Source organism: Agrobacterium sp. CFBP2214, assembly GCF_030209895.1.
Lineage (GTDB): Bacteria > Pseudomonadota > Alphaproteobacteria > Rhizobiales > Rhizobiaceae > Agrobacterium > Agrobacterium radiobacter.
Genome location: NZ_JARVRC010000001.1, coordinates 745,824 through 763,120, shown reverse-complemented (window position 1 = coordinate 763,120; position 17,297 = coordinate 745,824). Strand labels below are relative to the sequence as shown.

19 protein-coding genes are annotated in these 17,297 nt (G+C 60.6%); 7 read left to right on the top strand and 12 right to left on the bottom strand.

Going from position 1 to position 17,297, the window contains the following annotated elements:
* Positions 1–4 precede the first annotated feature (4 nt).
* Positions 5–400, bottom strand: coding sequence for a hypothetical protein (locus QRN60_RS03730; RefSeq protein ID WP_003509338.1), 396 nt, complete (start codon positions 398–400; stop codon positions 5–7).
* A 314-nt stretch (positions 401–714) separates the two neighbouring features.
* On the opposite strand from QRN60_RS03730, the gene QRN60_RS03725 reads away from it, so the two are divergent.
* Entirely contained in the window at positions 715–2,286 is a 1,572-nt protein-coding gene (locus tag QRN60_RS03725) for a helicase HerA-like C-terminal domain-containing protein (RefSeq protein WP_080865981.1), read from the top strand.
* A 56-nt stretch (positions 2,287–2,342) separates the two neighbouring features.
* Here the strand turns inward: QRN60_RS03725 and QRN60_RS03720 are convergent, their stop codons facing one another.
* Genes QRN60_RS03720 through QRN60_RS03710 form a run of 3 tightly spaced genes read right to left on the bottom strand, consistent with a single transcriptional unit; the run spans position 2,343 to position 3,899 of the window.
* On the bottom strand, positions 2,343–2,693 hold the full coding sequence (locus tag QRN60_RS03720; protein ID WP_020813085.1) for an Atu4866 domain-containing protein: 351 nt from the start codon (positions 2,691–2,693) through the stop codon (positions 2,343–2,345).
* Entirely contained in the window at positions 2,690–3,166 is a 477-nt protein-coding gene (locus QRN60_RS03715) for a carboxymuconolactone decarboxylase family protein (RefSeq protein ID WP_003509356.1), read from the bottom strand. The genes QRN60_RS03720 and QRN60_RS03715 overlap by 4 nt, the downstream gene beginning before the upstream one ends.
* Positions 3,167–3,176: 10 nt before the next feature.
* Complete coding sequence (locus tag QRN60_RS03710) at positions 3,177–3,899, bottom strand: SDR family oxidoreductase (RefSeq protein ID WP_003509357.1); 723 nt, start codon at positions 3,897–3,899, stop codon at positions 3,177–3,179.
* Between the two features lie 122 nt (positions 3,900–4,021).
* On the opposite strand from QRN60_RS03710, the gene QRN60_RS03705 reads away from it, so the two are divergent.
* Entirely contained in the window at positions 4,022–4,918 is an 897-nt protein-coding gene (locus tag QRN60_RS03705; protein WP_129564561.1) for a LysR family transcriptional regulator, read from the top strand.
* Positions 4,919–4,958: 40 nt separating this feature from the next.
* Here QRN60_RS03705 and QRN60_RS03700 read toward each other — a convergent pair whose 3' ends face one another.
* The 3 genes from QRN60_RS03700 to QRN60_RS03690 all read right to left on the bottom strand — a co-directional run bounded on the left by QRN60_RS03700 (position 4,959) and on the right by QRN60_RS03690 (position 7,091).
* Complete coding sequence (locus QRN60_RS03700; protein ID WP_129564562.1) at positions 4,959–5,738, bottom strand: VOC family protein; 780 nt, start codon at positions 5,736–5,738, stop codon at positions 4,959–4,961.
* Positions 5,739–5,834: 96 nt separating this feature from the next.
* On the bottom strand, positions 5,835–6,329 hold the full coding sequence (locus QRN60_RS03695) for a DUF1579 domain-containing protein (RefSeq protein ID WP_020813088.1): 495 nt from the start codon (positions 6,327–6,329) through the stop codon (positions 5,835–5,837).
* Between the two features lie 33 nt (positions 6,330–6,362).
* Positions 6,363–7,091: a DUF899 domain-containing protein gene (locus tag QRN60_RS03690; protein WP_003509366.1), complete on the bottom strand. Its 729-nt coding sequence runs from the start codon at positions 7,089–7,091 to the stop codon at positions 6,363–6,365.
* Positions 7,092–7,240: 149 nt separating this feature from the next.
* On the opposite strand from QRN60_RS03690, the gene QRN60_RS03685 reads away from it, so the two are divergent.
* The 3 genes from QRN60_RS03685 to QRN60_RS03675 all read left to right on the top strand — a co-directional run bounded on the left by QRN60_RS03685 (position 7,241) and on the right by QRN60_RS03675 (position 10,111).
* Complete coding sequence (locus QRN60_RS03685) at positions 7,241–7,687, top strand: MarR family winged helix-turn-helix transcriptional regulator (protein WP_003509368.1); 447 nt, start codon at positions 7,241–7,243, stop codon at positions 7,685–7,687.
* Positions 7,688–7,788: 101 nt separating this feature from the next.
* Positions 7,789–8,211, top strand: a complete 423-nt coding sequence (locus QRN60_RS03680) for a YciI family protein (protein WP_060723914.1) — start codon at positions 7,789–7,791, stop codon at positions 8,209–8,211.
* 385 nt (positions 8,212–8,596) lie between these two features.
* Positions 8,597–10,111, top strand: coding sequence for an ABC-F family ATP-binding cassette domain-containing protein (locus QRN60_RS03675; RefSeq protein WP_087743532.1), 1,515 nt, complete (start codon positions 8,597–8,599; stop codon positions 10,109–10,111).
* A gap of 41 nt (positions 10,112–10,152) precedes the next feature.
* Here the strand turns inward: QRN60_RS03675 and QRN60_RS03670 are convergent, their stop codons facing one another.
* The 3 genes from QRN60_RS03670 to QRN60_RS03660 form a co-directional block, all read right to left on the bottom strand.
* The gene (locus tag QRN60_RS03670; RefSeq protein ID WP_165000563.1) at positions 10,153–10,914 is read right to left on the bottom strand and encodes an RES family NAD+ phosphorylase; all 762 of its coding nucleotides are present in this window, start codon (positions 10,912–10,914) and stop codon (positions 10,153–10,155) included.
* Positions 10,874–11,257, bottom strand: a complete 384-nt coding sequence (locus QRN60_RS03665; RefSeq protein ID WP_020813092.1) for an MbcA/ParS/Xre antitoxin family protein — start codon at positions 11,255–11,257, stop codon at positions 10,874–10,876. Before QRN60_RS03665 ends, QRN60_RS03670 begins: the two co-directional genes overlap by 41 nt.
* Positions 11,258–11,366: 109 nt before the next feature.
* The gene (locus QRN60_RS03660) at positions 11,367–11,789 is read right to left on the bottom strand and encodes an organic hydroperoxide resistance protein (RefSeq protein ID WP_003509379.1); all 423 of its coding nucleotides are present in this window, start codon (positions 11,787–11,789) and stop codon (positions 11,367–11,369) included.
* Between the two features lie 191 nt (positions 11,790–11,980).
* Between QRN60_RS03660 and QRN60_RS03655 the strand changes: the two genes are divergently transcribed.
* A complete protein-coding gene (locus QRN60_RS03655; RefSeq protein ID WP_003509380.1) occupies positions 11,981–12,439 on the top strand; it encodes a MarR family winged helix-turn-helix transcriptional regulator in 459 nt (152 codons plus the stop codon).
* A 55-nt stretch (positions 12,440–12,494) separates the two neighbouring features.
* On the opposite strand, the gene QRN60_RS03650 is transcribed toward QRN60_RS03655, so the two are convergent.
* Both QRN60_RS03650 and QRN60_RS03645 read right to left on the bottom strand, forming a co-directional pair.
* A complete protein-coding gene (locus QRN60_RS03650; RefSeq protein ID WP_020009597.1) occupies positions 12,495–13,220 on the bottom strand; it encodes a L,D-transpeptidase in 726 nt (241 codons plus the stop codon).
* A 155-nt stretch (positions 13,221–13,375) separates the two neighbouring features.
* Positions 13,376–14,284 (bottom strand): L,D-transpeptidase, encoded by a 909-nt coding sequence (locus QRN60_RS03645; RefSeq protein ID WP_060723910.1) that lies wholly within the window; start codon positions 14,282–14,284, stop codon positions 13,376–13,378.
* 166 nt (positions 14,285–14,450) lie between these two features.
* Here QRN60_RS03645 and QRN60_RS03640 point away from each other — a divergent pair, with 166 nt between their 5' ends.
* Complete coding sequence (locus QRN60_RS03640; RefSeq protein ID WP_129564563.1) at positions 14,451–17,159, top strand: heavy metal translocating P-type ATPase; 2,709 nt, start codon at positions 14,451–14,453, stop codon at positions 17,157–17,159.
* Positions 17,160–17,297: the final 138 nt, after the last annotated feature.

Genomic DNA, 17,297 nt, shown 5'->3' with positions numbered 1-17,297 from the left:
CGCCTCAGGCGAACTGGCTGAGACCCGGAACCGAGGCGATCACCTGATCGACAACCTCATCGCCCGCATGCTGGCGGGCAACGGAGATGGTTTCCTTGGCGAGCGTGGAAATCTCGCTCATGCCGAGGCCCTGACTCATCAGCTGCTGGCCGAGACCCATGATGCCGCCGCCGCCGATGGCGCTCATCAGGCCGCCGAGCAGACCGCCGCCGCCGCCGGCACCCTCGCCATTATACTGCGCCACCAGATCGCTGGCGCCGGGAATGGCTTCGATCATCCGCGCGATCGGGCCGTCTGCGGCCTCGCGCTGGAGAAAACCGAGAATCATGCCAACGGCCTTTTCAGCCAGTTCAGGGTCGATCCCCGCCTTTACGGCGATCTGATCCACGACTTCGTTCATTCTTGCCTCCTGTTGAAAAACGACGCCAACATCGAATAACTGACGTTAACGTCAACGTAAAACAATCTCATGCTGCATTCAAGCGGCCACGAACAGGTGCGGCAACTTTCATCAAGCGGTTTTTCCTCATCGGCATCAAGCAGTTGTTGCGCCTTGAAACTGTCCTTATAAGATCATCACAACCAAACTATGAAAAGGCCGCTTTCGCGAGGAACGGTCACCGCATGCCAGCTACGCTTTTAATTCGGACATGACTTTTACAAAATCCGGCGCGATTTTAAGGGTCATGCATCAGCCGCAGGAGAAAATGGTCGATGTTGCAGGACGGACAGCTCTATATCGGGACCAGCCGCAATCCGGACGACAGCCTGAACAAGGGCGAATATCTGGAACTGAAATTCGGCAACCGCCACGGCCTCATCACCGGCGCGACGGGAACGGGCAAGACCGTGACGTTGCAGGTTCTTGCCGAAGGTTTCTCCAAGGCCGGCGTGCCGGTTTTCTGCGCCGATATCAAGGGCGACCTTTCCGGCATCGCGGCGGAAGGCGAAGCCAAGGACTGGGTGCAGAAACGCGTCGAACAGATCGGCTTCACCGATTTTTCCTACGGTAAATCCTCCGTCATCTTCTGGGATCTCTACGGCGAAAAAGGCCATCGCGTGCGCGCCACCATCGCCGAAATGGGGCCGCTGCTGCTTGCCCGGCTGATGGATGCCTCGGAAGCGCAGGAAGGTGTGCTCAACATCGCCTTCAAGATCGCCGATCAGGGCGGGCTGCCGCTGCTCGATCTCAAAGACCTGCAATCGCTTCTGAACTATATGGGCGAAAACGCATCGGAGCTTTCCAACCAGTTCGGCCTGATTTCCAAGTCCTCGGTCGGTTCGCTGCAGCGCGGGCTGCTGGTTCTCGAACAGCAGGGCGCGGCCAATTTCTTTGGCGAACCGGCGCTGAAGATCGCCGACATCATGCGCGTGGGCACGGACGGGCGCGGCACCATTTCGGTTCTCGCCGCCGACCGGCTGATGATGAACCCGCGCCTTTACGCCACCTTCCTGCTCTGGATGCTCTCGGAACTCTTCGAAGAACTGCCTGAGGTGGGCGACCCGGAAAAGCCGCGCCTGGTGTTCTTCTTCGATGAGGCGCATCTGCTCTTCAACGATGCGCCACGGGTGTTGGTGGAACGCGTGGAACAGGTCGTGCGCCTTATCCGCTCCAAGGGCGTCGGCGTCTATTTCGTGACGCAGAACCCGCTCGACGTGCCGGAAACCGTTCTTGCCCAGCTCGGCAACCGCGTGCAGCATGCGCTTCGCGCCTATACGCCGCGCGAGCAGAAAGCGGTGCGCACGGCGGCCGACACCTTCCGCCAGAACCCGGCCTTCAACACCGCCGACACCATCACCACGCTCGGCACCGGTGAGGCGCTGATCTCGACCCTGCATGACAAGGGCGCGCCCTCCATCGTCGAGCGCACCCTCGTGCGCCCGCCTTCCGGCCGTGTCGGACCGCTGACGGATGCGGAGCGCAGGTCGCTGATCGATGTCAGCCCCGTCGCCGGCCAATATGACAAGGATATCGACCGGGAATCGGCCTTCGAAATTCTCGCTGCCCGTGCCCAGAAGGCAGCGGACGCGGAAGCCGCCAGGCGCGCGGAGGAGGAAAACGCCTCCAGCCAGTCCGAAAGCGCTTCCGGCCGCTGGCGTCTGCCCGGCTTCGGCGATGAAGAAGCCGCACCGGCATCCACCGGCTCGCGCAATGGTGGCGCCCGCCGCACGGGTTACCAGCGCGAAACGGTAATCGAGGCGGCGATGAAAAGTGCCGCCCGTTCGGTCGCCACATCCGTCGGCCGCGCCATCGTGCGCGGGATTTTGGGTAGTTTGAAGCGATAGAAACAAGCACGCCGCCCGCTCCCGATGGGGCGGGCGGCGCTTGATTGGCACAGCGGTTACTTCTGGCGATAGAAGATCATGCCGCCGTGATAGAGAATGTCGTCGACGAATTCGCCGTCGGCCGTAAAACCGGTATCGTCCCAATAGTCGATATGGTTTCCCTTCACCTCATATCGCCCCTGATAGGCGCTTTTGCGGTTGCCCCGCGCCTCGTCATAACGACCATCAGGCAAAAGCTCCTGACGAACATGGCCATCACCGGTGACCCACATGCCGATATAAGGGTGGTTCTGGATTTGAGCCGTTTCGGTCATGTTCACGTCCATGGCGTTACTCGTTTTGCGGGAACCCGTATCGGCGGACGCCGTTGCGAGCAGAAGCGCGACGGATGTCGAAACAATGTTCATTGCCTTTGCCCTCCCGATGCGGCGTTATCGCGGCGCTCCTCGAACAGCTCAGCCAGCGTCCGGGATGCGGCGATGGCTTTGGGAAAACCTGCGGGAACCGTGATCAGATAGATCATTTCCTTCAGTTCCTCGTCGGTTGCGCCCACATTGAGTGCATAACCGGCGTGGACCTTCATCAGATCCCGCTCGCCAAGGGCCGCCATGACCGCAACGGCGGCCAGCTGGCGGGTCCGGTTATCCAGTCCCGGCCGCGACCACACCTCCCCCAGGGCGTAACCTTCGGTCGCTTCAGCGAGGAAAGGAAACTCCTGCCGCAAACGTTCCAGATTGGCCTGGGGCCGACCATTGTTGAGGCTGCGGATGACGTCGTCACCACGCCGCAGCCTGTCATCCAGACGCTGCGGATTGGCGATGGCGGCGGCACTTCCAGCAAGCATGGTAATCGCAAGCACGGTTGGAAAAATCGCTTTCATGTTGGCCTCCTCAGGCAGCGATGGGTCGGATGACGATTTCATTGACGTCGACATCATCAGGCTGCTCGATGGCGTAGCGCACCGCGCGGCCGATGGCGTCGGGTTTCAAGGCGATGGCCCGATAGGTCTGCATCAGCTCCGCAGCGGCCGGATCGGTGATGGTGTGGGCAAGTTCGCTTTCCACCACGCCGGGGTGAATGCAGGTGACGCGCAGGTCGCGGTTTTCCTGCCGCAGCCCGTCCGAAATCGCCCGCACCGCAAATTTCGTCGCGCAATAAACGGCCGCCGTGGGTGAAACGGCGAGCGCACCGATGGAAGCGATGTTGATGATATGGCCGGATGCGCGGGCGGTCATCTCGGGCAGAACGGCGGCGACGCCATAAAGCACGCCCTTGATGTTGACGTCGATCATCCGGTCCCATTCATCGACCTTGAGCGACGACATCAGCGATAGCGGCATGATACCGGCATTGTTGACGATGACGTCGACCTGCCCGAAAGCCTTGCGTCCGGCCTCCGCAAAAGCCTCGACGCTCTGTCTGTCCGTAACATCAAGCGGATGGGCGACGACCTCGGCACCCTTCCCGCGCAATTCTTCGGCCAGCACCTGCAAGCGGTCCATGCGGCGCGCGCCCAGCACCAGCCTCGCCCCGGCGGCCGCCAGTTCCCTTGCGATACCCTCACCGATCCCGCTCGATGCACCTGTGATGAGAACGACTTTGTTCAATGTCATGGCTTTCTCCTTGGTGTTACGGCCCGCTTTTTCTGAAAGCGACCGTTGCGGACAAGATAAAGCTTGGGCATTGTCGTGATAACCGCCTCAATCATAACCTCAATGGATAGAATTTCTAACCAATGAACATCGATCTCAACGCGCTTTCCACATTCTGCATGGTTGCCGACGAGCGCAACTTCCGGGCTGTCGCGGACAGGCTCGGCATAACCCGGTCCGCCGTGAGCCAGACCATCCGCAAGCTTGAAGAGACAATGGGAATAGCGCTGGTACAGCGCACGACGCGCAGCGTCAGCCTGACGGAAGCGGGGCAGCAGCTTTATGCGGACGTCTCGCCATCCATCGGCAATCTCGTCCAGGCAGCCAATGCTGCATCTTCCCTGAGCGGCGCCGTGCGCGGGCAGCTGCGCCTTGCGGTTTCCTCGATAGCCGAGCGATTTTTATCCGGCCCTTTGCTTGCAAGCTTTGCGGACATGCATCCCGAGGTGCAGCTTGATATCGTCGTGACGGACGAGGAATTCGATATCGTCGCCGAACATTACGATGCCGGCGTGCGTCTTGGAGAACTGATCGCGCAGGACATGATTGCCGTTCCGGTTTCCGCTCCGCAGCGGCAGCTCGCCGTCTGCTCCCCTGGCTATCGGGACCGCTTCGGTCTGCCAGTGCAGCCCCGCGAATTGATCCATCACAGGTGTATCGGCTGGCGACCCCGTCCGGGTGTGGCGCCATACAGGTGGGAATTTTCCGAAAACGGCCGCGAATTTGCGGTGGCGGTGGAGCCTGATTTCACCACCAACGACATGCAGCTGATGATCAAGCTGGCCTGCGCCGGCGCGGGCATCACCTTCGGCATGGAAGAAACGTTCCGCCCCTATCTGGAGAGCGGGCAACTCGTTTCCATGCTGGAGGACCATTCCCCGACCTTTGCGGGATTTTATCTCTATTACCCCAGCCGTCGTAACCTTGCGCCGAAGCTGCGCGCCTTTATCGATCACGTCCGCCTGTCGAGAGAGCGGTAATCTGCCGGAGCGGGCTCCGGCAGATCATCAGAAAACAGGACTATTTCTTCTGCGAAACCAGCGAGAAATAGGCGCCCTGCGGGTCGACGCAATTGACGATCCAGCTTCCGCCGGGAACCTCCATCGGGCCGTTGACGACCTTGCCGCCGCCGGTGCTGACGCGGGTGATGGCTTCATCGATGCCATCCACATTGAAGTAATAACCCCAATGACAGACAGGGACCTGCGGCATGCGTTTCATTATGCCGCCGACGGCTTTGCCCTTGTAGGCGAAGATGCGGTACGGGGCCATGTCGCCCATGTCGAAATCATGGTCCTTGGTCCAGCCGAATACATCGCCGTAAAAGGCCATGGCCTCATCAACATTATCGGTGAAGAGTTCATGCCAGCCGACATGGCCCTGCTTTTCCTGCATATCCTCGGGAAAACCGCCGGTTTCCATCGGCAGCGGCGTCATGATACAGAGCACCGCACCAAAGGGATCGGCGACCACGGCAAAGCGGCCGATTTCGGGAATATCCTGCGGGGGGCGTCTGATCGCGCCGCCCTTTTCGGCGAATTGTTTCGCCGTGGCGTCCACATCGTCGACATCGACATAGGCGGTCCAGTTCGGGGGAATGCCCTGGCCCTTGTGCTCGTCGGTCAGTTCCATGACGCCGCCCATGCCTTTGCCATCGGCCTCCAGCACCAGATAGGGCATTTCCGGCGAGCCGAAATCCTTGGTCTGCCAGCCGACGACATGACCATAAAAGCGGGCTGCCGCTTCCATGTCGGGCGTCATCAGCTCGACCCAGATGAATTTTCCATGTGTATCGGACATTGTCGTCTCCTATGGAGGTTTTGGCGGGTGAGTGTCGGCCATTGCCCGCCGCAGGACGCGGCGGCGCTGGTGCTCAGGTGAAATTCCGGCGGGGCTTCAGGCCTTGCGTCGGAATTCCGATGTCATGAAGGTCTTGAATGTGCCGTCCGGCTGCTTGACGCTGCCGGAAAAGCTGCGGTGATTATCATCATGCAGCACCAGCACGTCATGATAGGTAGCGGTGCTGCCGGAACCGTCGAAGGCGGGGCCTTCCGCTTCCAGCGTCAGGGTCTTGCCGTCCTCTTCCAGCCAGCCCTTGTAGACCCAGAGATTGGTCATCATCGACCCCACCCAGGTGCCGACGAAATTGCCTTTGGCCGGATCAAAACCGACCGTGATCACGGCTGTCATATCCGTGCCGTCAGGCATCTTGCCGGTGCCGTTGCCGATGATCCACAAACCGCCGACGGAGCGGACGGTCTCGGTGAATTGCTGCGACGGGTCGTCGGCATTGTAGTCCTCATGACCGGAACTGGAGGTCATGACCCAGTCTCCGACGATCCTCTTCAGGAATTCATGTTCCTTCTGCGGCTTGGCGATTTCCATTTCCATTTCCATTTTCGTTTCCTCCTCGTCCGTCAGTTTTCAGTGGCAGCAGGCTGCCGCCTTCGGTGCGTCCTCATACTGGTCGTGGCGGCGCACCCAATCCATTACCTCCTCTTCGTTACGGCCTTTTGGCACCAGATCGAGCAGCATCAGCGTGCCGAGCGTCTGTTCCGCGCCGCGGGCGTAAGTGGAATAGGTGTGGTAGATCTTGCCGTCATCGCCCTTGGCGAAAACGCTGATGCCGTGCAGGTCCTTCAGGTCGCCATAGGGCGCCATGTCACGGTAATTATAAGTGATTTCGCCTTTGGTCATATCCTCGTCGCGGAACGAGGCCTGATAATCATAGTTGAAATCGCTGCCTTCGGCTGAAACCCACGGGAATTTCCAGCCCATGCGGTTTCTGTAGCTTTCGATCTTTTCAAGCGGCGCGCGCGACACCGCGACGAAACCCGCATCGCCATGTTTGAGGTGGATCAGCGCACCATCGACGTGATCGGCAAAGAAAGAGCAGCCGACACAGCCCTCCTCCCAGTCCGGCGCCAGCATGAAGTGGTAGACGATCAGCTGGCTGCAGGTGCCGAACAGTTCCTGTAGCGATTTGGGGCCGGAAGGCGCGTCGAAGATGTAGTCCTTCGTCACCTCTTCCCAGGGCAGCGAGCGCCGGGCTTCGTTCAGCCTGTCACGGGCTCGGGTCAGTTCCTTTTCCTTCACCAGCAGATCGCGGCGGGCCGCAAGCCACTCCTCCTTCGAAACGACGGGATGAGACATGATCTTTCCTCCTTGGATCCGTCTTTCACCACGGCACCGCTCCGCTTTTACGGAGGGCACCGCCTATTTCTGTGCTGAAAGGCAATTAACAGTCTGCGGAGCATCAAGTTCCGCTTGACTAATTAGGTTGATATCAACATATTTATCCCATGTCAAACGCCAGCGTGATTCCTTTTTCGACAACTCTTTTCGTGCGGGACGCCTGTCTCTGCCTGCATGCGCAGCGTGCGGCGCGGGCTTTGGCGCGGCTTTTCGACAATGCGCTGAAGCCGGTCGGCATCACCAATGGGCAATTTTCGCTGCTGATGTCGCTCAACCGGCCGGAGCCGCCGCCGATGGGGCCGGTCGCCAATCTTCTGGCCATGGACCGCACGACGCTGACGGCGGCGCTGAAGCCTTTGGAACGGCGCGGGCTGGTCAGCATCGAACAGGACCCGAAGGACAAGCGCGGCAAGCGGCTGCGGCTGACGGCCGCAGGCATGGCCGTGCTCACCGCCGCCTTCCCCATCTGGCAACAGACCCATGCCGAAATCGAGGCCCGCATCGGCAGCGGCGACCCCGACCGCCTGCGCCGCGATCTTATCGATCTCGGCTGACGGGAAGCCGGCATAGCGCCACTTTTGTCGGCGAGAATGTCATCCGGCCGTCGTGCCGGGGAGCGAGACTATACGGACAACGCGATCAAGGAGGAAAGATCATGCGTGTTATCGTTTTTGTAAAAGCCACCAAGAGCAGCGAAGATGGCGTCATGCCCACGACTGAGCTGATGGAGGCAATGGGGAAATTCAACGAGGAACTGGTCAATGCCGGCATCATGCAATCCGGCGACGGCCTGCACCCCTCGTCCAAGGGCAAGAGAGTCATTTTTGACGGCGACAGCCGCACCGTCGTCAATGGCCCCTTCCCGCACACCAACGAGCTGGTCGCCGGTTTCTGGATCTGGAATGTGAAGGATATGGACGAAGCCGTGGAATGGGTGAAACGCTGCCCGAACCCGATGCTGGAGCGCAGCGAGATCGAAATCCGCCCGATGTTCGAAATGGAGGATTTCGGCGATGTGGTGACGCCTGAAATCGCCGCCCATGTCGAAGAGCTGCGCGCGCGTGTCGCGAAGCAATAAAAGCCGCTCAAGGTCGAGAGCTGATTGAAACGGGAGAGTGCGGGCCTGCCGCATTCTCCCGCACGGCGTCCTACTCCAAAAACCATTGCCTCGAACAACCACCGCTGTTAATGGTGGAGCGGTTCAACCCGTTTCAAGAAAGGAGGCTTCGCATGGATATTTCCTGCTTCTGGCGCAATCGTCAGCTCTGCCACCTTTTTGCCCTGCAGACGCGTTTGCAGGGCTGACCGGAACACCAAAACTCTGGTTTGCCCAAAAGGCCGCGCAGAATGCAGCTTGTCTGCCGTTGCGCATGTTTTCACGACGGATCATCCCGAACCGAAACCCCGTACTGCATTGCCGCAGACCACGGTTCGTCGCGGGTCCGTTTCGCCAGAGACAAATTATGACCATCATCACGCTTCGAAACCTCGGAATCATTCTGGGAAAGCCGCTTTTTTCCAATCTCAGCCTCACCGTGAATGCGGGAGACCGCATCGGCATCGTCGCCGCCAATGGCTGCGGCAAATCCACCCTGCTCAATTGCCTTGCCGGTGAGCTGGACGCGACCAGTGGCGATATCACCCGGCTGCGCGGACTGACGCAGTCCATCGTCCACCAGCACCTGCCCTCCCCGCTGATGGAAAAGACGATGCGGGACGCCGTGCTTTCCGCCCTTCCGGCGGAAACGATCGACAGCGAAAGCTGGCGCGCCGACATTATTTTCGACGCGATGCTGGTGCCGGAGCCGTTCCGCGAGCGCCGCCTGAAAGAGCTGAGCGGCGGCTGGCAGAGGCTGGCCATGCTGGCGCGGGCATGGATCACCGAGCCTGACGTCCTGCTGCTCGACGAGCCGACCAACCATCTCGACCTTGAAAAAATCAATGTGCTGGAGAACTGGCTCGGTGAGTTGCCGCGCGATACCGCAGTTATCATCGTCAGCCATGATCGCGCCTTTCTCGACAATGTCACGAAGACCACGCTGTTCCTGCGGCCGGAAAATTCGGCGCTGTTCCGGTTGCCCTACGGCCATGCGCGGCTAGCACTGGAAGAGGAGGATGCCGCCGATGAGCGGCGTTTCCAGCGCGACATGAAAACCGCGCAGCAATTGCGCCGGCAGGCCGCCAAGCTCAACAACATCGGCATCAATTCCGGCAGCGATCTTCTGACCGTCAAGACCAAGCAATTGCGCCAGCGCGCCGAAAAGCTGGAGGAGAAGGCGCGGCCCGCCTATGCCGAGCGTTCCGCCGGCAAGATCCAGCTCGCCAATCGCGGCACCCATGCCAAGGTTCTGGTGACGCTGGAAGATGTCCCCGTTTCGACGCCGGACGGAACATTGCTGTTTCGCACCGGCCGGCAATTTGTCCGCCAGGGTGACCGCATTGTCATTCTCGGCCGCAACGGCGTCGGCAAGACGCGGCTGATGTCGCTTCTGCAGGCCGCGGTCTCGGGTGCGGGCCAGATACAGGAAGGCATCAAGGCCACGCCCTCGCTGGTGGCCGGATATGTCGATCAGTCACTTGCCGAAATCGACGACGACAGCACGCCGGCGGCGTTCATGACCCGTCGCTTTGACATTGGCGACCAGCGCATCCACGGCCTGCTCGCCGGCGCCGGCATCGACATGGAAATGCAGAAACGCCGCATCGCAACGCTTTCCGGCGGGCAGAAGGCGCGGCTTGCCATGCTGGCGCTGCGGTTGGCGGAGCCGAATTTCTACCTGCTGGACGAGCCCACCAACCATCTTGATATAGACGGGCAGGAAGCGCTGGAGGCGGAAATCATCAGCCGTGAGGCCAGCTGCGTGTTCGTCTCGCACGACAGAAGTTTCGTGCGGGCGGTCGGAACCCGTTTCTGGCTGATCGACAAGCGCAGGCTGGTGGAAGTCGACGATCCCGAAGCGTTTTTCGCTTCGGCTTGATGGTCCTCACAGGGGCCGAGGTGAAAAAAGCAAAACGCCCGTCAGCCCAAAAGGCTGGCGAGGCGTGGATCACCGGCGAAATCCGAGACCGCAAACCCCGTTCTGCGCATGGGAAATTCGCACAGCGCCTGCACCCCGGTTTTCGACAGGCGAATGCGCCAGCTCATCCGTTCCACCGGCATTTTTTCGGCAAAGGCCTTTGGCGACAGGATCGCGATGTTGAGGCCGCTCTGGGGATCGCGCACCGAGCGATACAGGATCGCCTCGATCTTCGCCAGACGCGCCTGCTCGGCCAGCGCCTGGCATGGCTCGTAATTTTGCAGATCGGTCCACAGCGCCTCGTCCCGGCTCAGTTCCGGTTTCGTCAAATCCAGCGCCGCATCGGTAGCGATACGGGCGGCAAAGGCGGAGTAATCAGCGGGATTGGCGGGCAGCGGCGTGCGGGGGGATTCCGCATAAAACAGCAGCCGGTAGAAGGCCATTTCGGCAAGCGCCGTTTCCACCTTCGCGGCGGCGTAATAAACGCCCTCGGTAAAGCCCGCCCGGCGGAACCGCGAGCCGTGCGGATAGGCGGCGCCATAACGGAAGGGCGTCGCAAGAAGATAATCGAAACCGGCGCATTCCGGCGGAAACGGCCGCTTGCTCGCCTCCAGAATATCTTCCAGCAGCGATTGCTCCTCCACCGTATCCACCAGTTTCATGGTGGAAACCTGATGCTGCGCTTCCACCAGCCGCCAGTATTTTCCCGATGCGGCGCGTTTTTCAGACAGGAGCGCGTCGGGCGTCCAGATAGGAGAGGACATCGATCAATCCGGTAATGGTGGTGAGCCTCTCGGCAGGCACGGCATCAAGCGCCGTATTGTGATTGCGCAGCCAGTTTTTGGCCACCGCCTCATCGCCCCCCGTAATCGCATCCAACGAGCGAAAGACCCGGATCAGCAACACCGCAAGCTCGAAGGACTTGGCGCCCGGCTCCAGCAGGAAATCGAGCCGCTTCATGCGTGACACCGTCGGCGCGGAAACACCGAGAATATCCGCCGTGCGGGCAGCATTCAGACCCAGCCGCTCGGCAGCGGTCATAACGGCCTTGGTGACGACCCTGCCCTGCGAAGCAGGATCCATGGCGGTCTTGGCGTGAATATTCATGGCGCACATCCTTTCCTTGGAAAGAATATAGCATATTTCTTTCCACAAACAAGAAGGCCGGGATGAACCCGGCCTCATTGCTTACATGGAATAGCTTACGCGGATTGGATCAGGCCACCGAGACCGGCACTTCCGTGGAGGTGCGCATGGCGTGGCTGTAGGGGCAGACGATGTGAGCGGCAGCAACCAGCTTTTCAGCGACTTCGCGCTCGACGCCCGGAATATTTGCCTTCAGCGACACTTCGATGCCGAAACCGCCGCCATCTTCGCGCGGGCCGATACCGACGGTTGCCGTCACAGTCGTGTCTTCAGGAATCTTTACCTTTTCCTTGCCGGCGACAAATTTCAGCGCGCCCAGGAAGCAGGCGGAATAACCGGCTGCGAAAAGCTGTTCCGGATTGGTGCCACGGGCGCCATCGCCGCCCAGTTCCTTCGGAACGGTCAGCGTAACGTCGAGAACGCCGTCTTCCGACTTGGCGTTGCCGGCGCGGCCACCGGTGGCAGATGCTTTGGTCGTGTAAAGAATGGGCATGACATTTACTCCTTCGGGTTGGTGTTGAGTTCTTATAGCGAACAATTGAATTGTGCGCAATATAATTTTGCACATTGAATACGAAATCGTTTTTTGCGATAATTTTCACGAAATTTCGCCGCGCATCCATGCGGCAGGAACCGAAAGCGGGGGCTGATTGTTCCCTCCCCGGTTGATTTTGGAGCACGAAAATGGACGCAGAGGGCGACGAGAAGAAGATGGAAAGCCTGTTGAGGCTGGACCAGCAGATATGTTTTGCCCTTTATGGCGCGGCACACGCCTTCACACGCGCCTATAAGCCGCTGCTCGACCCGATCGGGCTGACCTATCCGCAATATCTGGTCATGATGGCGCTATGGGAAAAGGAGACGTCCACCGTCAAGGCGCTTGGCGAAATGCTGGGTCTTGATTCCGGCACGCTGTCGCCATTGCTGAAAAGGCTGGAACATGCCGGGCTGATTACCCGCAAGCGCGGCACCGTGGATGAGCGGCAGGTGCTGGTGGCCCTGACGCCCAAGGGCGCGAACCTCAAAAAAGAGGGCGTGAAGATCATGGCGGCGATCGGCAGCGCCACGGGCTGCGGGCTGGAGGAACTGGTGCAGATTCGCGACCGGGTGAATGCGCTGAAGGACAGCCTAACCCGGCCCTAACCCAAAAAAGAAAAAGGCGGCACAGGGCCGCCTTTTTATTCGAAGCGTTTTCGGCTTATTGCCAGACCACCACACGGGCCTTCTGCGGCACGCGGTCATAGAGGTCGATGACGTCCTGGTTCATCAGGCGCACGCAACCGGAAGAGACTGCCTTGCCGATGGAATTCCATTCCGGCGAGCCGTGCAGACGGTAAAGCGTGTCCTTGCCGTTCTGGAAGATATAAAGGGCGCGCGCGCCAAGCGGGTTCTTCAGGCCCGGCGGCATGCCGCCATTCTTGGAAGAATATTTGACCAGTTCCGGCTGGCGGGCGACCATCTCATCCGGCGGGGTCCATTTCGGCCATTTCTGACGCCACTGGATGACGCCCTCGCCCGACCAGGCGAAACCATCGCGGCCGATGCCGACGCCGTAACGCATGGCGCTGCCGCCCTGCTCCACGACATAAAGGAAGCGCGAGCGTGTATCGACGACAACGGTGCCCGGGCGCTCGCCGGTCGGATCGACAACCCGCTGGCGGTAATAACGCCGGTCGATTTTCTGATAGGGTACGGCGGGAATGACGTAACCGCCATCCTCAACCGAGCCGTACATGACGGCCAGTTCCGCATCGCTGACGCCCGGCGAAAACATCTGCCGGAAATCGGTGCCGATGGCGCTCGCCTGCTGGCGGATGGCGTCTCCCGTGCCCGATGAGGCGCAGCCTGCGAGAAGCGAAGCGGAGGAGAGGCCAAGAAGGGAAAGGAAGGTGCGTCTGGAAAGATCTGTGTCGGTGCTTGTCATAAGGCCGGTTTGTCCCACATTTCGAACGGCTATATCGCCGTTGTACGTCATTTGTTCCGTGTCATGCGTATTGCGAAAATAGTTAACCGACCGCTAAAAGCCAGTCACAAGGTGCTGGCGGAATGGGTCCCATATCTCTTTCTTTTAGAACGTGTTCAGATAACCACAATCTGCGCCCCTTGCGGCACGCGTTCGTAAAGATCGATCACATCCTGATTGAGCATGCGCACGCAGCCGGAGGACGTTGCCTTGCCGACGGACTGCCAGTCCGGCGTGCCATGCACGCGGTAAAGCGTGTCCTTGCCGTCCTTGAAAATATAAAGCGCGCGCGCACCGAGCGGGTTGTTGAGACCAGGCGTCATGCCGCCATTGGCGGCGGAGATGGAGGCGAGTTCCGGCTGGCGCTTGACCATTTCATCGGGCGGCGTCCAGCGCGGCCATTTCGCCTTCCACTGGATCTTGCCGCGGCCCGACCAGGCATAACCGTCACGCCCGAGGCCAACACCGTAACGGATCGCCTTGCCGCCGGACTGCACGAGGTAAAGGAAATGCTGCCTGGTATCGACGACGATGGTGCCCGGCGCTTCCGCCGTCTGGTAACTGACTTCCTGCCGGAGATAACGCGAATCGATGCGACCATAGGGAATGGCGGGCAGCGAGCGGTCCTCGTCGCGGATAGGGCCATACATGACCCGATGCAGCGGATTGGAGACAGGCAGGCCATAGGCCATCGTCTGGCCCTGCGGCTGCTGCGCGTTAAAACCCTGCACCTGCGGCGCATTGAGCCCCTGCCCGCGCACCGGCGGGCCGTATTCCTGATGGAAGCGGGTTCTGAACAGATCCGGCGGGCGCGTCGAAAGCTGGCCCGGCTGCGGCGGCAGTTCCGGCTGGCGATTGGAGCTGACGGAATTGAAGTTGAACACCGGCGCCGTTTCCCTGACGAAGACGTCAGGGTCCATCCGGGTCGTATCCGTCACGAAAAGGCAGCCGCTCATCAGAGGCAGCAGCGCAAGCCCGACCAGAGAGGCCGCCCGGCGACCATTTTTCAAAAGGAGTGCTATCATCTGAACCGCTTCATGGAATCCAATCTACCGTCATGATGAACCGTGCGGCTGGCGCGAAGCTGGCGTCGGCTTTTCAAAAAAAATCGAAAAACTGCATTTTTCCTCTTGAAGCTCTAGTTGCTAGAGGTGCCAGATTGACTGTCGACTGGAATTCAGGAGCGAAACCATGAATATTTCGACACGCGGCAGTTTGAACGGGGAATCGGAGGAACTGACCTTCACGGTCGGCGGGATGGATTGCGGCAGCTGCGCGGCGAAGATTGAAACCGCACTTTCCCGCCTCCCCGGCGTTGCCGACGTCAAGGTGTCGGTTGCCCGTGAAAGGCTGAACCTCTCCGTGGCGGAAGAGAAAACCTCGGTCGAAAAAATCGAGGACACGCTGCGCAAGCTTGGCTTCAGACCCGCTTTGCTGCCGCGCGAAAAGGCTTCCCAGGCAAAGGTCGAGGCCGATCATCACGACCATTCCTCCTGCGGCGGTCACCACCATGACGAGGCCGAAACGGCCGCTGAAAAGAACAATGCGCTGACTTTTTCGGTCGGCGGCATGGATTGCGGCAGCTGCGCCGCGAAGATCGAAACCGCGCTTTCCCGCCTGCCCGGCGTTGGCGACGTCAAGGTCTCGGTTGCCCGCGAACGGCTGAACCTTTCGCTGGCCGAGAACAAAACCCCGGTCGAAAAAATCGAGGACACGCTGCGCAAGCTCGGATTTAAACCGGCCCTGCTGCCGCAGGAAAAGTCCGCGCGTGAAAAAGTGGCGGATCACGACCATGACCGCGGGTCGTGCGGCGGGCATCACCACGACCATTCAGATCATGACCATTCCGGACACGATCACGCGTCCTGCAGCGGGCATGATCATGACCATGGGGACCATGACCACTCCAAGCATGACCATTCTGGTCACGATCATTCCGGCCACGACCATGCGGGCCATTCGCATGGTTCCGCCCCGGCGGCTTCAGCGCAGGGCGCGGAAGTGGGCCATGCCCATGGCGCGGATGAAAAAGGTGTCTGGTGGCGCACAGCAAAGGCGCGCAACACCTTCACCGGCACCATTCTGGTCGCCATTGCCTATGCTGCGGAACTGACCTTCCCCGCATGGGGCGGTTATGCCTTCATCATCGCCACGCTGGTCACGCTTTTCCCGATCGCGAAGAACGCCTTCAATGCCGCCCGTTTCGGCGCGGTCTTCACCATCGAGATGCTGATGACCATTGCCGCCATTGGCGCGATCATCATCGGCGAGGCGGAAGAGGCGGCCATTGTCGTGCTGCTCTTCTCCGTCGGCGAATTGCTGGAAGGCTTTGCCGCCGCACGTGCGCGCTCTGGCATCAAGGCGCTCGGTTCGCTCTTGCCGAAGACGGCGCTGGTGGAAGAAAACGGTGCGCTTCGGCAGGTTGCCGCCGATCAGGTGCGCATCGGCCAGGTGGTCGTGGCGCGTCCCGGCGACCGTATCGCCGCCGATGGCGTTGTCATGGAAGGCCAGTCCAGCGTCGACGAATCGCCGATGACCGGAGAGAGCATTCCCGTCGCCAAGGAAAAGGGCGCACGCGTTTTTGCCGGTTCCATCAACCATGACGGCTCGCTGCGCATCCGCGTCGACCGCGCGCCGGAAGACAATACCATTGCCCGCATCATCACGCTTGTCGAAGAAGCGCAGGATGCGCGTGCCCCGACCGAGCGCTTCATCCAGAGCTTCTCGCGTTATTATATGCCGCTGATCGTGGCGATCTCCGTGCTCACCATCATCGTGCCGCCGCTCGCCGGCCTCGGTGACTGGGATACGTGGATTTATCGCGGTCTCGCCCTGCTGCTGATCGGTTGCCCCTGCGCGCTGGTCATTTCGGTTCCCGCGGCCATAGCCTCCAGCCTTTCGGCTGCGGCACGCCACGGCATGCTGGTGAAGGGCGGCGCGGTCATCGAAATGCTGGCGCGCACCGAAACCGTCGCTTTCGACAAGACCGGCACGCTGACGCTTGGCGAACCCGTCGTGACTGACGTTGTGGCGCTTGACGGCAACGAGGCCGGCCTGATCGCGGCGGCCGCGACCATCGAGCATGAATCGAGCCATCCGCTCGCCCGCGCCATCGTCAATCATGCCGAAAAGCTCGGCGTAAAGCCCCTGCCAGGCTCCAACATCAAGGCGATTTCCGGTCGCGGCATGCAGGGCAATGTCGGCGGAAAAGACCTGTTCATCGGCGCGCCGCGCTTTGCAACCGAAGTCGGCACCGTCTCCAAGGAACTGGCCGACCGCATCTCCACACTGGAGAGCGAAGGCAAGACGGTGGCCGTCGTGATAGTCGGCGGGGCGGCAAGCGGCCTCTTCGCCATGCGTGACGAGCCGCGCAAGGATGCGGCCGAAGGTGTGAAAGCGCTGAAGGAGATGGGCATTTCCTCGCTGATGCTGTCGGGTGACAATGCCCGCACGGCAAAGGCCATCGGCAACAAGCTGGGCCTTGAGGCGCGCGGCGAACTCCTGCCGCAGAACAAGGTCGAGGAAATTCGCAAGCTTGCCGAAAAGAAGACCGTGGTGATGGTGGGTGACGGCATCAATGATGCGCCGGCCCTTGCGGCGGCCAGCGTCGGTGTCGCCATCGGCTCGGGCACGGATGTGGCGATGGAAGCGGCGGATGCGGCGCTGATGCGCAACAATGTCGGCGATGCCGCCCGCCTCATCGGCCTGTCGCGCGCCACCATGAGCAATATCCGCCAGAACGTGACGATCGCGCTCGGCCTGAAGGCAGTGTTTCTGGTGACGACCGTCACCGGCCTTTCCGGCCTGTGGCTCGCCGTTTTCGCCGATACGGGCGCTACGGTTCTGGTCACCGCAAACGCCATGCGGCTGCTTGGATATTTCAACCGCAACAAAGCCTGATTGCAGCCCCTCCCAAACCGGCCGAGCCTCGTTAATCCGGGCTCGGCCGGTCTCATTTTCAGCGTATTGACAAACTAATTGCGTCCAATAAATACCGCGTGCCGCCGTTTTCCACGCGCGTGACAAACGATTCCACGC

What these genes read in the sequence shown, in the direction of transcription:
- QRN60_RS03715 (WP_003509356.1), bottom strand. Translation starts at nt 3,166, where the DNA reads ATGAAAGCGATTTTTCCAACCGTGCTTGCGATTACCATGCTTGCTGGA.
- QRN60_RS03670 (WP_165000563.1), bottom strand. Translation starts at nt 10,914, where the DNA reads ATGTCCTCTCCTATCTGGACGCCCGACGCGCTCCTGTCTGAAAAACGC.
- QRN60_RS03685 (WP_003509368.1), top strand. Translation starts at nt 7,241, where the DNA reads ATGTCAAACGCCAGCGTGATTCCTTTTTCGACAACTCTTTTCGTGCGG.
- QRN60_RS03695 (WP_020813088.1), bottom strand. Translation starts at nt 6,329, where the DNA reads ATGGAAATGGAAATCGCCAAGCCGCAGAAGGAACATGAATTCCTGAAG.
- QRN60_RS03725 (WP_080865981.1), top strand. Translation starts at nt 715, where the DNA reads ATGTTGCAGGACGGACAGCTCTATATCGGGACCAGCCGCAATCCGGAC.
- QRN60_RS03645 (WP_060723910.1), bottom strand. Translation starts at nt 14,284, where the DNA reads ATGATAGCACTCCTTTTGAAAAATGGTCGCCGGGCGGCCTCTCTGGTC.
- QRN60_RS03730 (WP_003509338.1), bottom strand. Translation starts at nt 400, where the DNA reads ATGAACGAAGTCGTGGATCAGATCGCCGTAAAGGCGGGGATCGACCCT.
- QRN60_RS03660 (WP_003509379.1), bottom strand. Translation starts at nt 11,789, where the DNA reads ATGCCCATTCTTTACACGACCAAAGCATCTGCCACCGGTGGCCGCGCC.
- QRN60_RS03650 (WP_020009597.1), bottom strand. Translation starts at nt 13,220, where the DNA reads ATGACAAGCACCGACACAGATCTTTCCAGACGCACCTTCCTTTCCCTT.
- QRN60_RS03675 (WP_087743532.1), top strand. Translation starts at nt 8,597, where the DNA reads ATGACCATCATCACGCTTCGAAACCTCGGAATCATTCTGGGAAAGCCG.
- QRN60_RS03665 (WP_020813092.1), bottom strand. Translation starts at nt 11,257, where the DNA reads ATGAATATTCACGCCAAGACCGCCATGGATCCTGCTTCGCAGGGCAGG.
- QRN60_RS03655 (WP_003509380.1), top strand. Translation starts at nt 11,981, where the DNA reads ATGGACGCAGAGGGCGACGAGAAGAAGATGGAAAGCCTGTTGAGGCTG.
- QRN60_RS03690 (WP_003509366.1), bottom strand. Translation starts at nt 7,091, where the DNA reads ATGTCTCATCCCGTCGTTTCGAAGGAGGAGTGGCTTGCGGCCCGCCGC.
- QRN60_RS03710 (WP_003509357.1), bottom strand. Translation starts at nt 3,899, where the DNA reads ATGACATTGAACAAAGTCGTTCTCATCACAGGTGCATCGAGCGGGATC.
- QRN60_RS03700 (WP_129564562.1), bottom strand. Translation starts at nt 5,738, where the DNA reads ATGTCCGATACACATGGAAAATTCATCTGGGTCGAGCTGATGACGCCC.
- QRN60_RS03720 (WP_020813085.1), bottom strand. Translation starts at nt 2,693, where the DNA reads ATGAACATTGTTTCGACATCCGTCGCGCTTCTGCTCGCAACGGCGTCC.
- QRN60_RS03680 (WP_060723914.1), top strand. Translation starts at nt 7,789, where the DNA reads ATGCGTGTTATCGTTTTTGTAAAAGCCACCAAGAGCAGCGAAGATGGC.
- QRN60_RS03640 (WP_129564563.1), top strand. Translation starts at nt 14,451, where the DNA reads ATGAATATTTCGACACGCGGCAGTTTGAACGGGGAATCGGAGGAACTG.
- QRN60_RS03705 (WP_129564561.1), top strand. Translation starts at nt 4,022, where the DNA reads ATGAACATCGATCTCAACGCGCTTTCCACATTCTGCATGGTTGCCGAC.